The sequence below is a fragment of the Deferrisoma camini S3R1 genome (genome assembly GCF_000526155.1).
Taxonomy (GTDB): Bacteria; Desulfobacterota; Deferrisomatia; order Deferrisomatales; family Deferrisomataceae; genus Deferrisoma; species Deferrisoma camini.
This window is the reverse complement of sequence record NZ_JAFN01000001.1, coordinates 2352891-2368325: the sequence shown is the minus strand read 5'-3', so window position 1 is coordinate 2368325 and position 15435 is coordinate 2352891. Positions and strand designations below refer to the sequence as shown.

Genomic DNA, 15435 nt, shown 5'->3' with positions numbered 1-15435 from the left:
CGTGCGGGCCCCATGCTGCGTCGGGGCGAGCCAAGGAGCCGCGCCCGGCACGCCACGAGGCCCCGCGCCCCCGCCGCTTTGGTGATGGCTCCGGAGCCGCCCAGCGGGCTACGGGCCGAAGCCCCGCGTTTGCTTTGCCCGCCGGTTCCCTGTAAGGTGGCGCGACCTCGCTTCTGAGCCCCCGCCTGAAGCCTCTCCGAAGAACTCTGATTTCCCTCCAAAGAAAAGGACAATTGCTTGAGCTTCGCATCGTTTGGCCTCCATCCGCGGATCGCGGACGGAGTGGCTGCCTGTGGCTTCGTTTCCCCCACCCCCATCCAGACGGGCTCGATCCCGCCGGCCCTCCAGGGCCGCGACGTGCTGGGCCTCGCCCAGACCGGCACCGGCAAGACCGCGGCGTTCGCCCTGCCCATCCTCCATCGCCTCAGCCGCGGCCCCCGGGGCCGGGTGCGGGCCCTGGTGGTGGCCCCCACCCGGGAGCTCACCGAACAGATCCACGAGTCGTTCCAGGCGCTCGGCCGGCGCACCGGGCTTCGCTCGCTCACGGTGTACGGCGGGGTGGGCATGAGCCCCCAGATCCGGCGGCTGCGGGCCGGGGTCGAGATCGTGGTGGCCTGCCCGGGCCGCCTCCTGGACCACCTGGGCCGGGGGACCTGTGACCTCTCGGCCGTGGAGGTGGTGGTCCTGGACGAGGCCGACCGCATGTTCGACATGGGTTTCCTCCCCGACGTGCGCCGCATTTTGGACCGGCTCCCCCGGGAGCGGCAGACCCTCTTGTTTTCGGCCACCATGCCCCCGGAGCTCGGACACCTGGCTCGGGAGATGCTCCGCGAACCGGTGACCGTGCAGGTGGATCCCACGGCCCCCGCGGCCACGGTGGCCCATGCCCTGTACCCGGTGCCTCCCCACAGGAAGACACCGCTTCTGCAGGAGCTGCTGCGCCGCACCGAGGCGGGGTCGATCCTCGTGTTCACCCGGACCAAGCACCGGGCGAAGCGGCTCGCCGAACAGCTCGCCCGGGCCGGGCACCGGGCCGCCTCGCTCCAGGGGAACCTGTCCCAGAGCCGGCGACAGGCCGCCCTCAAGGGGTTCCGGGACGGGCGGTTCCGGATCCTCGTGGCCACCGACATCGCGGCCCGGGGGATCGACGTGGCGGGCGTGTCCCACGTGATCAACTACGACATGCCCGACACGGTGGACGCCTACACCCACCGGATCGGCCGCACGGGGCGGGCCCGCCGGTCCGGCGACGCCTTCACCCTGGCGACCCCGGAGGACGCCGGCATGGTTCGGGCCATCGAGCGAGCCCTGGGCGCCCCCTTGGAGCGGCGCAGGGTGCCTGGGTTCGACTACGCGGCCGGGCCCGCCGGGGCCCCCTCCCGGCCGAGGACCCGGTCCCGCTCCGGGCCGCGGGCGGTGGGATCCAGGGGACGGTAGACCGATGGCCCTGCCCTGGAAAACCCTGGACTCGGTGGCCACCGGCGAGGGCCCGTTGGAGCTCCGGTGCCGTGGGGGGCGGGACTACCTGATCACCGTGGCCGGCCGGGTGCTCATGTCGAGCGCCGCCCACCGGTCCGAGGAGGCCCTGGGCGAGCTGGCCTGCGCCGGCCTGGCCGGCCGCCGGGGGCCCGAGGTGCTGGTGGGGGGGCTGGGCATGGGGTACACGCTCCGCACGATCCTGGATCTGCTGCCCCCGGGGGGCCGGGTGCGGGTGGCCGAGATCAACCCGACCGTGGTCGAGTGGTGCCGGGGCCCGCTGGCCGCGCTCACGGACCGGGCCGTGGACGACCCTCGGGTGACCGTGGAGGTGGCCGACGTGGCCGCGGTGATCCGGCGGTTCGCAGAGGCCGGCCAGGCCTGGAACGCCGTGGTGCTCGACCTGTACCAGGGGCCCCACCTGAGCTCCCGCCGGCGGGACCACCCCCTGTACGGCACGGCCGCGGTGGAGGCGACCCGGCGGGCGCTCCGGCGGGGCGGGGTGTTCGCGGTGTGGGGCGAGGACCACGACCCCGGGTTCGAGAAGACCCTCCGGCACGCCGGGTTCGCGGTGCGGGTCCACCGGCCGGTCACCGGGGCGCGTCGCCATGTGGTGTACCTGGGCCGGGCCGCCGGAGGCCGGCGGCCCGGGGGGCGGCCCCGCCCAAGGTGAGCCGTGGGAGTTGCGTTTCGGCCGGGGCGTGAGATACTAAGGCGCTTCCCGTCCCCCAACCCCCAGGGAGGTGCCGTGTGCGAAGGTTCGAAGGGATTCTGCCCCCGGTGGTGACCCCGTTCCGGGGCGACGAGGTGGACCTGGACGCGTTCCGGACGAACCTCGGCCTGTGGAACCGGACCGGGCTCGCCGGATACCTGGTGCTCGGGTCCAACGGCGAGGCCGTGTACCTGGACGACCGGGAGCGGGACCAGGTGCTGGCAGCGGCCCGCGAGGCGATCCCGGCCGACCGGATCCTGATGGCCGGGACGGGCCGCGAATCCACCCGGGACACGGTTCGGGCCACCCGTCGGGCCGCCGAGCTCGGTGCCGACTGCGCCCTGGTGATCACGCCCCACTATTTCAAGGGACAGATGACCGCTGACCGGCTGGAGGCCCACTTCCGCCGGGTGGCCGACGACTCCCCGATCCCGGTGCTCCTCTACAGCGTGCCCCAGTTCACCGGGGTGGCCCTCTCGCCCGAGACCGTGGCCCGGCTGGCCGAGCACCCCAACATCGTGGGCCTGAAGGACAGCTCGGGCAACGTGGGGCTGCTGGCCGAGACCTGCCGGGTGGTCCCCGAGGATTTTGCGGTGTTCGTGGGCAACGCGGGCGTGGCCTACCCGGCCCTGTGCGTGGGGGCCGTGGGCGCCATCCTGGCCGTGGCCAACTGCGCCCCCGAGGCGTGCGTGGCCCTGTACGAGGCGTTCCGGCGGGAGGACCACCAAGGGGCGCTCGTCCTCCAGCGCCGGATCGCCCGGTTGGCACGTCTGGTCACCGTGGCCCACGGCATCGGTGGGCTCAAGCTTGCCCTGTCCATGCGAGGGTACAAAGGCGGCGGAGTCCGGCCCCCCCTCACCATGCCCACGGTGGAGGCGGCCCACGAGATCGCCAAAGAGCTGGAGACGGTGCTGGAGGCGGGCGTGTCCGAACCGGCTTCGTAGCTCCACCAGCCCCCATGCCCTTGAGCTTTGGCGCGGTTCGAGAGCCGCCCGGCCGGAGGTAGACCCCATGCCCCCCGGGCTTTGACCGCCGGGTCGGAAGCCAGTTGGAAGAAGACAGGTTGCGAGGTGAAAGAGGCTTTTAGCCTTCTAGCTGTCCAGCGTTCCAGCCTTTGGGCCTCCTAGCGGGCCGAAGGCCCTAAACCGGCGACCGACGACCGTAGACCGCAGTTACTAGGAGGAATCCGAAAGATGTCTTCGTTCCATCCCCCCCAGCGGATCCTGATGGGGCCCGGCCCCTCCGACATCCATCCCCGGGTCCTCCAGGCCCTGTCTCGTCCCACGGTGGGCCACCTGGACCCCGAGTTCGTCCGGATGATGGACGAGCTCAAGGACCTGCTGCGCTACGCGTTCCAGACCCGCAACGAGGTGACCTTTGCCGTGTCCGCGCCGGGATCGGCCGGCATGGAGGCGTGCTTCGTGAACCTGGTGGAGCCGGGCGACACGGTGGTGGTGTGCCGCAACGGCGTGTTCGGCGAGCGCATGCGCCAGAACGTGGAGCGGTGCGGCGGCCGGGCCGTGGTGGTGGACGACGAGTGGGGCCGGCCGGTGGACCCGGACAAGCTGGAGGCGACCCTCCGGCAGCATCCGGAGGCCAAGATCGTGGCGTTCGTGCACGCCGAGACCTCCACCGGCGCGGCCTCCGACGCCCAGGCCTTGGCCCGGATCGCCCGGGATCACGGATGCCTGACCATCGTGGACACGGTCACCTCCCTGGGCGGCATGCCGGTGCGGGTGGACGAGTGGGGGCTCGACGCGGTGTACAGTGGCAGCCAGAAGTGCCTGTCGTGCGTGCCCGGGCTGGCGCCGGTGACGTTCGGGGAGCGGGCGCTCGAGAAGCTGCGGTCCCGCAGGACCCCGGTGCAGAGTTGGTTCCTGGACCTCAACCTGGTCCTGGGGTACTGGGGGGGCGACGGCAAGCGCACCTACCACCACACCGCGCCGGTGAACGGGCTGTACGCCCTGCACGAGGCCCTGACCCTGCTCCGGGAGGAAGGGATCGAGAACGCGTGGCGGCGCCACCGCCTCCACCATCGGGCCCTGCGGGCCGGGCTCGAGGCCATGGGCCTGGGGTTCGTGGTGGACGAGCCCCATCGGCTGCCCCAGCTCAACGCGGTGTTCGCCCCCGAGGGGGTGGACGAGGCCGCGGTGCGCCGTCGGCTGCTGGAGGACTACAGCCTGGAGATCGGCGCCGGCTTGGGGGCGTTCGCCGGCCGGGTGTGGCGGATCGGGCTCATGGGGTACGCGGCCAAGCGGCAAAACGTGCTGGTGTGCCTCGGGGCCCTGGAGGCGGCGCTGGCCGACGCCGGGGCCCCGGTGGACCGGGGCGCGGCCGTGGCCGCGGCCCTGGGGGTGTACGGGACGCAGAGCTGAGGGGAGCGCCGAGGGCCCGAGGTCAGCAGCCTCCGCCGCCCTCGCACCCGCAGGTGGGGGGCGCGCCGGTGAGCCAGCTCTTGATGATGGCCCCGGCGCACCCGACACCGGCGCTCACGCTCAGCGCCTCCACGGGGCAGTTGCGGGCGCAGGCCCCGCACTCCATGCACGCGTCCCGGTCCGTGATCCGGGCCTTGCCGTCGGACACGGCCAGCACGCCGTGGGGGCACACGGTCTCGCACAGGCCGCACCCCACACACCGGTCCGCGTGCAGCTCCAGGGTGGCCACTCCGTCGAGGTAGCGGAAGCCTTCCATGTGACTTCGGTCTCCGGTCGTCAGTCGTTGGTCGTCGGTCTGGGGCCTTCGGCCCGCTGGGAGGCTCAAAGGCTAGGAAGCTGGAAGGCTAGGATGCCAGAAGGCTTGAAAACCTCTGTGATCTCCCAGCATTCCAAGCGTGACCACGCCTTTTTGGCGTCACCTTACGGTCTCGGGGGCATGGGGCCTGAGAAAGCGCCCGCCCAACGGTCCGAAATCCCCGGTTCCCCTAGTCCCTAGTTTCTAGTTTCTAGTCTCTAGACGGTGAGGCCTTCGGACCGCTGGGCAGGTAGGCGGCCGTTTCCCGCCGGGTCTAAAGGCTCCAGGCCGAGACCATCCAGGCCACCAGGGCCAAGCCGGCCGCTCCGATCTGCCAGGGGAGGGCGCGGCGCATCTCCGCCTCCACGCCCGAGGGCGAGGTGAACGGCGTGGACCCGGTGAAGTTCATGGCGCAGTAGGACGAGGCCGCCGTCACGGCGAGCACCAGGGCCATGAGCCCCCACCCGTTGAGGCGGGTCCCGAACCGGGCCGCGAGCACGAGCGCGGCCCCCAGCCCGGTCCACACGCCCTTGACCGCGAACATCCGGCCCGGAAGCCAGGGGAGCAGCACCGGGGCGGCCACGGCCCCGGCCAGGACCCCGGCGGCCAGGGTGCCCACCGCGGCCCCGCCCCGCACCAGCGCGCCGGCCAGGGAGTAGCCGCCCGGGCCGATGCCGCCCAGCACCAGGAGCAGGGCGGCCAGGGCCAGGCTGGGCCGCATCAGGATCACCCGCAGCTCCACCGGTGTGAGCACGAGCCGCTCCCACAGGGAGAACGTGACCCTGCGCATGTTCGGCGAGGCCTTCATGCCGGCCCGCAGGAACGCGGCCAGGTCCCGGCTGCGCACCGGCCCGTACACCACCCGGAACCCGCAGCGGCGGCGCACCTCGTGGGCGGCCACGCCGGTGGCCCCGAGCTGGGGCACGACCAGGGTGCGGTGGCTCACCACCCGGTCCAGGCCCGCCTTTCGGACCCGGGCCACGAGCTCGTCGGTGCCGAAGGTGCCCTTGCCGGCCGCGCACCACACGTTGATCCCCCACGTCTCGAGCACCAGGATCCACGCGTTCACCCCGCCGAGGTCCTTCCGCACCAGGTCGAAGGTCATCTTGTAGTTGGCCGTGACCACCACCGGGGAGTCCGGCGTGGGCCGGCCCACCGCGTACAGGCCCGGCGCGATTCGGTACCGGTCGCGGCCGATACCCCAGCGCATGGCCCATCGGCCGAGCACGTCCCCCTTGCCGAGGCGGGTCGACACCACGGGCACATCGCCCACCGGGGTCTCGATCCATTCGTCCACGAACGGCCAGATCCGGTAGCCCGGACGCTCCCGGTCGGCCCATCGTGGCCCCACCGCCTCCGCGGCCGACCCGCAGCACGGCTCGGCCATCGCGAGGGCTGTGGATCCCGGCGGGGGGCAGCACGCCTCGGCCATGGGAAGGGAATCGCCAGGCGGGGCTGGGGAGCAGCAGGGGTCGGTCTCGGTCATGGGAAAGTCCCTCGGCGGGTGGAGCCGGTCCTCGGTCGAATTTTAGATGTCCGGGTTTTCCTGTGGTTACCGGGAAACTGCACTTTCGAGTTCGTCACTGGCATCCCCACCCCTACGCCGCCGCTCCCCGGCCCGACAGGCGGCCCACCAGGTAGCCGTCCATGAGCAGGTGCACCAGATGGTGCACCACGCACACCACAAGGGCCTGCCCGAGGCCGGGGAACAGCGAGGTCTGGAGGAGCACGGCCAGGGGCAGGGTCTTCTGGCCGCCCATGAAGATCGCGGCCTCCCTCCGGCCCGGCCCGATCCGGCCCAGAAACACCAGGCCGAACAGGCAGGCAAGCACCGTTGCGTGGAACGCGGCCGAAAGGCCCACGGCCACGGCCAGATCGCCGGCGTGGCCCAGCAACGTGGTCCGCGAGCCCGCCACGGCGATGCCCACGATGGTGAGCACGAGCCCCAGGCTGGCCCGCCTGAGCCCCGGTCCGGCCCGGGTGAACGCCTCCGGAGCCCGGCTGCGGATGGCCATCCCCACGGCGAGGGGAACCAGCACCAGGCCGGCGATCCGGGCCGCCATGGCCCCCCGGTCGAACAGGTCGGGCGGTACGGCCCGGGCCGTGCCCAGGAGCCACGGCAGAACCACCGGCACGGCCGCCACGGCCAGGGCGTTGGCCCCCAGGGTGATCACCAGGGCGGTGGCCTCGTTTCCCCCGGCGGCCGCGGTCATGACCACCCCCGTGGTCAGGGTGGTTGGCATCGAGGCGACCAGGAAGAGCCCCACCACCAGGCCTGGGGCCAGGGGAAGGGCCGAGAACCCCAGGGCCAGCAGGGGCGAGACGACGAAGATCCCCGCGAACCCCAGGGCCACCACCGGCAGGTCGGCCGCCCCGGCCAGGGCGGAGCGCACGGACAGCCGCAGCCCCGACAGCAGGAAGATCGCAGCGATCACCGCCTCCGGGGCCCGGTGGGCCTTGAGCCACAGGCCCAGGGTCTGGGGCAGCCCCCCGGGGTTCCACAGCACCAGGGCCGTCACGGCCGCGAGCCCCAGGACGAAGGCGTGGCGGCGAAGCGGCGCGGACGGGCCCACGGGGTGCGGCTACTCCACCCAGTCGGCCACGAAGATGTCGGTGGCCCGGGGTTTTCGAGGGTTGCGGTTCGAGGCCCACACCAAGCGTCGTCCGTCCGGGCTGAACATGGGGAACCCGTCGAACACCCGGTTGAAGGTGATCCGCTCCAGGCCTGTTCCGTCCAGGTTGATCAGGTACAGCTCGAAGTTGTGGCCGTACCTGCCCAGGTCGGACCGCCAGTCGTCCATGTTGCTCGAGAACACGATCCGCCGGCCGTCGGGGTGCCACGAGGGGGCCCAGTTGGTGGCACCGTTCGCGAGGATGCGGCGTTGGTTCGATCCGTCGGCGTCCATGACCCACAGGTCCAGGGGCACGGGCACGATGTAGTCGTTCTCCATGCACTCGCGCCACAGGGCCTTGTCCTCGGGGGTCTGAGGGTGCCAGGCCCGCCACACGATCTTGGTGCCGTCGGGGGACCACCAGGGGCCGCCGTCGTACCCCACCCAGCGGGTCAGGCGCCGGACGTTCGACCCATCGGCGTCCATCACGTAGATGTCGAAGTCCCCGTCCCGCTTCGAGCCGAACACGATCCGGGTGCCGTCGGGCGACACGACCGGCTCGGCGTCGTAGGCCGGGTTGTCCGTGATCCGCACCGGGTTCGACCCGTCCGCATCGGCCACGAAGATGTCGTAGGGGAACAGGGGCCACACGTACCGCCGGCCCGGCGGGGGCGGGGGCCGGGGCGGGCAGTCCCCGGACAGGTGGGCCGTGGAGGCGTACACGATCTTCCGGTCGCCCGGGAAGAAGAACGCGCAGGTGTGGGCCCCGCGGTCCGGGCTCACCCGGCGCTTGCCGGTGCCGTCGGCGTTCATGACCCAGATCTTGTCGCACCCGGCCCCGCCGCGGTTCGACTGCCAGGTCAGCCGGGTGCCGTCCCAGGAGAAGTACGCCTCGCCGTTGTCTCCATCGAAGGTGAGCTGGCGCACGTTGCGCAGGTGAGGGCCCTCTGCCGGAAGGGGCTTCCGAGGAGCCGGCGACCGGCCGGCGCAGGCCGATACGAAGAAGAGAATCGTCGGCAACACAACGAATGTGCGGTACATGACCCTCGGTTTCCCGATCGGGGAGCGGTTCGTCACCCGTTCACGGACTCACAGCACCGTGATCACGCCGTCCAGATCCCACAGGGCGGCGTACACGGCCTTGAGCTCCTCGGCCGAGTCGATCCGCGCCGTGATCGTGGCCGACACGTACGCGGCCTTCCGGCTCAACCGGGTCCGGAGCTCCACGGCCCGGTCCTCACCCACCGTGGAGAGCACCGCCCGGTACGCCGAGGGGGCGAACTCACGGGTGTGGTGCCCGATCGCCTTGAACGAGAACCGCGTGGGGAACTCGATCAGCTCCTCCACCGGGATGCGGCGATCCTCCACGTCAGTCCCTCATGCCCGTGCACCGGACGCAGGCCAGGTCGTCCTCGTCCAGGCTCTGCTTCGTCTCGGCCTGCATCGCGATGGTCCGCACGCCGCACAGGGACCACAGCACCCCGTACTCCCGATGGGCCTCGCTGTGCCACCGGGTCTTCCCGGGCAGCCGAAACCACGATCCCCGGTGCGAGGTGTCGCGGCCTTCGGAGACGTCCTTTTCGCTCATGGTTGCTCTCTCCTCCCGGACAAACGAACGGCCCCCATTGTAGTCCAGGGGGCCGAACGGAGAAAGGAGCGGTTTCGAGGTTCTGAGGATCATCCGCACTCGGAGTAGCCGCAGCTGCGGCACAGCACGCATCCCTCCTCGTGCTCCAGGGCGTCGCCGCACTCGGGGCACGCTCCGCCCACGTCCACGTGCTTCTCGATCTCCTGCTCCGGGGCCAGGTGCTGCTGCACCGCGATGGCGAGCGCGTCCGCGCACGACAGCACCCGGTTCGGGCCGAACCCCGCCGGCTTGTGGCACGAGATGCCCCGGAGCTGCCGCACCACCGGTTCGGGGGGGACCCCGGAGCGCCAGGAGAGCGAGACCAAGCGGCCGATGGCCTCGCACTGGCTCGCCGCGCAGCCCCCGGCCTTGCCCATGGTGGTGAACACCTCGAACAGCCCTTGGTCGTCCTCGTTGATCGTGACATACAGGGGCCCGCACCCGGTCTGCATCTGGTAGGTCTTGCCCGTGAGCACCCGCGGCCGGTCCCGTTTCCGGGCCGGCGGCTCCTCGGCCGGCTTCTGGGGGTCGGACGAGGGGGTGACCAGGACCTGGCTTTCCCGGCTCCCGTCCCGGTAGATGGTGAGCCCCTTGCACCCCAGCTCGTAGGCCAGCCAGAACGCCCGGGCCACGTCCTGCCGGGTGGCCGCCCGGGGGAAGTTCACGGTCTTCGACACGGCGTTGTTCGTGTGCTCCTGGAACGCCGCCTGCATCTCCAGGTGGGCCTGGGGGTCGATGTCGTGGGCCGTGACGAACACCTCCTTCACGTCGGCCGGCACCTGGGCCACCTCGGACAGGGGCGCCCCCTGGGCGATCCGGCGCAGGACCTCGGGGGAGTCGAAGCCCCGCTGCCGGGCCTCCTCGGCGAACACCGGGTTCACCTCGACGAGCTCCTCGCCGTCGAGCACCCGGCGCACGAACGCCAGCGAGAACACCGGCTCGATGCCCGACGAGCACCCGGCCAGGATCGAGATGGTCCCGGTGGGGGCGATGGTGGTGCGGGTGGCGTTGCGAAGCGGCCGGGCCCCGGGCCGGTCGTACACCGACCCCTGGAAGTTGGGGAACGGACCCCGCTCCGCCGCCAGCTCCTCGCTGGCCTCCCGGGCCACCCGGTCCACGAACCCCATGAGCCTGCGGGCCAGGGCGACGGATTCGTCCGATCCGTACCGGATGCCGAGCCGGAACAGGAGGTCGGCCCACCCCATGACCCCCAGGCCGATCTTGCGGTTGGCCCGGGTCATCCGGGCGATCTCCTCCAGGGGGTAACGGTTCACGTCCACCACGTTGTCGAGGAAGTGCACGGCCAGCCGCACCGTCTCTTCGAGCTTCTCCCAGTCCACCTCCGCGCCCTTCACCATGCGCGCCAGGTTGACGCTGCCCAGGTTGCACGACTCGTAGGGCAGCAGGGGCTGCTCCCCGCACGGGTTGGTGGACTCGATCGCGCCCACGTGGGGCGTGGGGTTGTCGCGGTTGATCCGGTCGATGAACACGATGCCGGGCTCGCCGGACTTCCACGCCTCGTCCACGATGCGGTCGAACACCTCCCGGGCCCGCAGCCGACCCACCACCCGGCCGTCCCGGGGGTTCACCAGGTCGTACTCGCCGTCGGAGCGCACCGCCTCCATGAACGCCTCGGTGATGGCCACCGAGAGGTTGAAGTTGGTGAGCACGGTGGGGTCGGACTTGACCGAGATGAACTCCAGGATGTCGGGGTGGTCCACCCGGAGGATGCCCATGTTGGCGCCCCGCCGGGTCCCCCCCTGCTTGATCATCTCGGTGGCCGTGTCGAACACCTTCATGAAGCTGATGGGGCCCGACGAGACCCCGCTGGTGGAGCGCACGATGTCGTTCTTGGGCCGGATCCGCGAGAAGCTAAACCCGGTCCCCCCGCCCGACTTGTGGATGAGGGCCGTGTTCTTCACGGCCTCGAAGATGCTCTCCATGCTGTCGTCCACGGGCAGCACGAAGCACGCCGAGAGCTGGCCCAGCTCTCGGCCGGCGTTCATGAGGGTGGGGGAGTTGGGCAGGAACTCCAGCCGGGCCATGGCCTGGTAGAAGGCCACCGCCGTCTGGTCCACGTCGGCCTCGGCGTCGTAGCCCCGGTCGGCCTCGGCCACGGCCCGGGCCACCCGCCACAGCATCTCCTTCGGGGTCTCCGCCGGGGTGCCGTCCGGATGCTTTCGGAGGTAGCGTTTCCGCAGCACCACCAGGGCGTTGTCGGAGAAGGCGGGTTCGATCTCCAGGGGGATGACGCGGGCGGCCGATTCGGGCATGGGGCAACCTCCTGAGGGGTGGGAGCCGGCGGTTCGGGTGCGTGCTCGTCGGGAAGGTTTCGGTTCGAACGAGCGGGCTGCACTACATGTGGTGGAGTGGGTACATACAACTTCAAGATCTAGTGGGTCAACCCCGATCCTGGGGACAAAAAAGAGGCGGCCGGACAGGCCGCCTCCATTCGGGAGCGTTTTCGTCTGGTTACGATTTGTCCTCCTTCTGCGCCTCCCCCTCTCCCGTGGGGCGGCCGGGGTCGGTCCCCGGCGGGGGGGGCACCGCCGGCTCCTCCTGCGCCTTCTCCTCGGCCGGGGCCGGTTCGGGCTCCAGAACCGCCTCCTCGTCCTTCCCCTCCGGGCCGGACTCGTCGGCTGCGGGGGCCGCGGCCGCTGGCTCCGCCTCGGCCGCGGGCGGTTCGGCTTGGTCCCCCTCCGGAGCCTGGGGCTCCACCTCCGGCCCTTCGTGCTCGGGGAAGTGCTTGCGGGCGCGGCTCAGCCGGGCGATGGCGTCGCGCAGGTGGTCGATCTCCTCCCGGTTCTTGCGGATGCTTTCGACCAGGAGCTTCACCTCCTCTTCCTCGAGGATCCCGGGCTGGTCGTTGATCATGGCGTTGTACACCAGGTTGCCCAGGTCCCGGAGGTCCGCCTTGATCTCCTTCTGGAGGGCCGCGATGCGCATCCGCCGTTTCAGGATCCGGCTTTGCTTGGTGGTCTCGAACGCCAGAACCGAAATTCCCTTCTGGGTCTTCCGGATGAGGCTCTCACCCTGGCTGGCCATGGCCGCCTCCTTTCCCCAGAGCTCGTGCGATGAACGGATTTTCACCAAGTTTGAGGCACGCGAATGTATCGGCAACACCGGGAGGTGTCAAGGAATCGAAGGCCCGACCGCGGGAAGCCCCCATCGGCCGCTGCGCGACCCTACAACGGAGAAGGGTAACTTTCGTTGGTTCGGGCCGTTGGCGCCGGAGGGCATGGGGCCTGCTTCCGGCCGCGCGCGAAGCCGGGCATGGAGATTCGCCGCGCAGGCACGGGGCACCGGCGGTGGCTTCATAACCGTTCGGTGAGGCCCGAACGAATTCACGGTACGAGCGTTGGAGGCGCTGCGCGGCGAGCCAAGGAGCCGCACGCGGCTCTCCAGCAGACCCCATGCCCTCCGAGCTTTGGCGCGGCTCGGGAGCCGTTCGGCCGCCCAGTTGCCCAGCGGGCCGAAAGCGCCAGACCGACAACCGTTGACCGACGACCGAAGTTACATGGGCGACGGGCGTGTCGCCCGGCGCCGCGCCGCCCCCTGGTCTGGGGGCCGCGACGTGGTATCTTGGCACCCATGTCCGTTCGGATCCTCTTTGCGCTGATGGTCGTCTTCGCCCTGCCCGCCGGGGCCGGCCGGGCCGCGGTGGTGCCCCTGGTGGAGGTGGAGGGGCCCATCGGACCCGTGGCGGCCGAGTACGTGGAGGACGCCCTGGCCCGGGTGGACCCGCTGCGGTCGCCGGCCGTGATCCTCCGGATCGACACCCCGGGAGGTCTGGACGCCTCGATGCGGCGGATCGTTCGGGCGGTGCTGCGCAGCCCGGTGCCGGTGGTGGCCTGGGTGGGGCCGGCGGGAGCCCGGGCTGCGAGCGCCGGGCTGTTCATCGTGGCCGCGGCCCACGTGGCGGCCATGGCGCCGAGCACGAACCTGGGGGCGGCCCACCCGGTGGCCATCGGGGGGGGCGACGGCGGGGGGACCCTGGCCAAGAAGGCCGAGGAGGACGCGGCCGCCTATCTGCGGTCCCTGGCCCGCCAGCGGGGGCGGGACCCCCAGTGGTTCGAGGAGGCGGTTCGGGAGAGCCGAAGCCTGGCCGCGCAGGAGGCGTTGGGTCGCGGCGTGGTGGACGTGTTGGCCCCCTCTGTGGACGCCCTTCTGGCCGACCTCGACGGCCGCAGGGTCCGGTTTGGAACGGCCGAGGTCGAACTCCGGTTGAAGGGAGCCCGGGTCGAGCCGGTGCCCATGGGGCTTCGCCACCGGATCCTGCGGGTGCTGTCCGACCCCAACGTGGCCTATCTGCTGTTGTTGCTGGGGTTCTACGGCCTCTTCTTCGAACTGGCCAACCCGGGCAGCATTTTCCCGGGGGTACTCGGAGGGCTGTGCCTCATCCTGGCCTTCGTGGGCCTCCAGACCCTGCCGTTCCGCTACGGGGGGGTGCTGCTGATCCTGCTGGGGCTGGTGCTCCTGATCCTGGAGGTGAAGATCACCTCGTTCGGGCTCCTCACCGTGGGCGGAGTGGTGTGCCTGGTGCTGGGGAGCCTGATGCTGTTCAAGTCCAACGCCGCGTACTACCGGGTGAGCTGGTCCGTGATGGTGCCCGCGGTGGCCGGGACCGTGGCGTTCTTCGCGTTCGCGGTCGGTAAGGGGCTGGCCGCCCAGAAGATCCGGCGCCTGGGGGGGCAGGAGGGGCTGGTGGGCGAGAGGGGCGAGGCCGTGGAGCCGTTGGGGCCGGATCGGGTGGGTCGGGTGTTCGTGCACGGGGAGTACTGGAACGCCCGGAGCTCCGAGCCGGTGGAGCCGGGGTCGCCGGTGGAGGTGATCGGGATCAAGGGGCTCACCCTCACGGTGCGGCCGGTTCCGAGGACCGAAGACAAGGGGCGGTGAGCGGAGCGCGGCAGAACCCGGGCGCCGCGTTTCGGCTGCCCAGATGACGGAGGAGGAGTCGCCATGCCCAGCATCCTTTTGTTCCTTCCGGTGTTCATCCTCGTGCTGCTGGTTTTCCTGGTCTCGGCCATCCGGATCCTTCGGGAGTACGAGCGGGCCGTGGTCTTCCGGCTCGGCCGAGCCATCGGGGTGAAAGGGCCGGGGCTCATTCTGCTCATCCCGTTCGTGGACCGGATGGTCAAGGTGAGCCTGCGCACCGTGGCCCACGACGTGCCTGCCCAGGACGTGATCACGGCCGACAACGTGTCGGTCAAGGTGAACGCGGTGGTGTACTTCCGGGTCATCGATCCGATGAGGGCGATCGTGGAGGTGGAGGACTACCTGTACGCCACGAGCCAGCTCGCACAGACCACGCTCCGGAGCGTGTCGGGGGAGGCCCAGATGGACGAGCTCCTGTCCCACCGGGAGAAGATCAACCAGAAGCTCCAGGAGATCCTGGACCGGCACACCGATCCCTGGGGGGTGAAGGTCTCGACCGTGGAGCTCAAGCACATCGACCTGCCCACCGAGATGCAGCGGGCCATGGCCCGCCAGGCCGAGGCCGAGCGGGAGCGGCGCGCCAAGATCATCGCGGCCGAGGGCGAGTTCCAGGCCGCCGAGAAGCTCACGGCCGCGGCCCGCACCATCGGGACGGAGCCCACGGCGATCCAGCTGCGGTTCCTCCAGACTCTGCTCGAGGTCAGCGCCTCCAGCGGCGCCAAGACCGTGGTGTTCCCCCTGCCGGTGGACCTCCTGAAGGCCTTTGCCGATCGGGCGGCGGAGGAGCGGTGAGCCTTCCCCCCCGCCCTTCGGGCGAGGCGCGTCGGGCGCTGCTGACCCTGCACTCCAAGATCGAGGCGTTCTGGGACCGGGTGGTGCGCGTCTTGGGGGATGCCGTGGGGTGCCGGCCGGGGTGCGACGCGTGCTGCGGGCAGGTGCTGCGCCTGCGGCCGGTGGAGGCCGCCTACCTGTGGGAGGGGGCCCGGGAGCTCCCCCGGGCGGCCCGGGACGTGGTGCGGCGCAACCTGGGCGCGGGATCGTCCGGGTGCCCGCTGCTCCACGCCGGAATCTGTCTGAGCTACGCTCACCGGCCCGTGGTGTGCCGCACCCACGGCCTGCTCCTGCTCCGCCGGGAGGCGGGGCGGGCCGTCCTCCACCACTGCCCCGAGAACTTCCAGGGCCTGGCCGGCGCGGACGTCCCCGGCACCATGGTGCTCGAGGAGGAGCGCCTGGCCCTGCTCGCCGACGCGGTGGACGGGCTGTACCGCAGGGAGACGGGATGGCCCCAGGGGCGGATTCCCCTCGATCGGATGCTGCGCCAGGGCCTTGGGCCTTGAACCCAG

General features: G+C 71.2%; 15 protein-coding genes. 7 read left to right on the top strand and 8 right to left on the bottom strand.

Annotated elements, in window-relative coordinates:
* Positions 1-237: 237 nt before the first annotated feature.
* The 4 genes from DEFCA_RS0110360 to DEFCA_RS0110345 all read left to right on the top strand — a co-directional run bounded on the left by DEFCA_RS0110360 (position 238) and on the right by DEFCA_RS0110345 (position 4563).
* Entirely contained in the window at positions 238-1437 is a 1200-nt protein-coding gene (locus DEFCA_RS0110360; protein ID WP_029733896.1) for a DEAD/DEAH box helicase, read from the top strand.
* A 4-nt stretch (positions 1438-1441) separates the two neighbouring features.
* Positions 1442-2149: a spermidine synthase gene (locus DEFCA_RS0110355; protein ID WP_025322952.1), complete on the top strand. Its 708-nt coding sequence runs from the start codon at positions 1442-1444 to the stop codon at positions 2147-2149.
* A 77-nt stretch (positions 2150-2226) separates the two neighbouring features.
* Positions 2227-3132, top strand: a complete 906-nt coding sequence (locus DEFCA_RS0110350) for a dihydrodipicolinate synthase family protein (protein WP_025322951.1) — start codon at positions 2227-2229, stop codon at positions 3130-3132.
* A 249-nt stretch (positions 3133-3381) separates the two neighbouring features.
* Positions 3382-4563, top strand: coding sequence for a pyridoxal-phosphate-dependent aminotransferase family protein (locus tag DEFCA_RS0110345; protein ID WP_025322950.1), 1182 nt, complete (start codon positions 3382-3384; stop codon positions 4561-4563).
* Positions 4564-4585: 22 nt separating this feature from the next.
* On the opposite strand, the gene hgcB is transcribed toward DEFCA_RS0110345, so the two are convergent.
* From hgcB to DEFCA_RS20670, 8 genes are all read right to left on the bottom strand, one after another.
* Complete coding sequence (gene hgcB, locus DEFCA_RS0110340; protein ID WP_025322949.1) at positions 4586-4879, bottom strand: mercury methylation ferredoxin HgcB; 294 nt, start codon at positions 4877-4879, stop codon at positions 4586-4588.
* A gap of 313 nt (positions 4880-5192) precedes the next feature.
* Positions 5193-6404, bottom strand: a complete 1212-nt coding sequence (gene hgcA / locus DEFCA_RS0110335; protein WP_245693461.1) for a mercury methylation corrinoid protein HgcA — start codon at positions 6402-6404, stop codon at positions 5193-5195.
* Positions 6405-6516: 112 nt separating this feature from the next.
* A complete protein-coding gene (locus DEFCA_RS0110330; protein ID WP_025322947.1) occupies positions 6517-7491 on the bottom strand; it encodes a bile acid:sodium symporter in 975 nt (324 codons plus the stop codon).
* Positions 7492-7500: 9 nt separating this feature from the next.
* Positions 7501-8571, bottom strand: a complete 1071-nt coding sequence (locus DEFCA_RS0110325) for a TolB family protein (RefSeq protein WP_051463226.1) — start codon at positions 8569-8571, stop codon at positions 7501-7503.
* Positions 8572-8619: 48 nt separating this feature from the next.
* Positions 8620-8898: a DUF493 domain-containing protein gene (locus DEFCA_RS0110320; RefSeq protein WP_025322945.1), complete on the bottom strand. Its 279-nt coding sequence runs from the start codon at positions 8896-8898 to the stop codon at positions 8620-8622.
* Position 8899: 1 nt separating this feature from the next.
* Positions 8900-9118 carry a hypothetical protein gene (locus DEFCA_RS0110315; RefSeq protein ID WP_025322944.1) on the bottom strand — a complete coding sequence of 73 codons (219 nt, stop codon included), beginning with the start codon at positions 9116-9118 and terminating at the stop codon, positions 8900-8902.
* Positions 9119-9207: 89 nt separating this feature from the next.
* Positions 9208-11430 carry a vitamin B12-dependent ribonucleotide reductase gene (locus tag DEFCA_RS0110310; protein ID WP_025322943.1) on the bottom strand — a complete coding sequence of 741 codons (2223 nt, stop codon included), beginning with the start codon at positions 11428-11430 and terminating at the stop codon, positions 9208-9210.
* Positions 11431-11629: 199 nt separating this feature from the next.
* Complete coding sequence (locus DEFCA_RS20670) at positions 11630-12202, bottom strand: hypothetical protein (RefSeq protein ID WP_025322942.1); 573 nt, start codon at positions 12200-12202, stop codon at positions 11630-11632.
* Between the two features lie 546 nt (positions 12203-12748).
* Here DEFCA_RS20670 and DEFCA_RS24170 point away from each other — a divergent pair.
* The 3 genes from DEFCA_RS24170 to DEFCA_RS0110290 all read left to right on the top strand — a co-directional run bounded on the left by DEFCA_RS24170 (position 12749) and on the right by DEFCA_RS0110290 (position 15429).
* A complete protein-coding gene (locus tag DEFCA_RS24170) occupies positions 12749-14053 on the top strand; it encodes an NfeD family protein (protein WP_025322941.1) in 1305 nt (434 codons plus the stop codon).
* 63 nt (positions 14054-14116) lie between these two features.
* Positions 14117-14884: a slipin family protein gene (locus DEFCA_RS0110295; protein WP_029733893.1), complete on the top strand. Its 768-nt coding sequence runs from the start codon at positions 14117-14119 to the stop codon at positions 14882-14884.
* Complete coding sequence (locus DEFCA_RS0110290) at positions 14881-15429, top strand: hypothetical protein (RefSeq protein WP_025322939.1); 549 nt, start codon at positions 14881-14883, stop codon at positions 15427-15429. The genes DEFCA_RS0110295 and DEFCA_RS0110290 overlap by 4 nt, the downstream gene beginning before the upstream one ends.
* Positions 15430-15435: the final 6 nt, after the last annotated feature.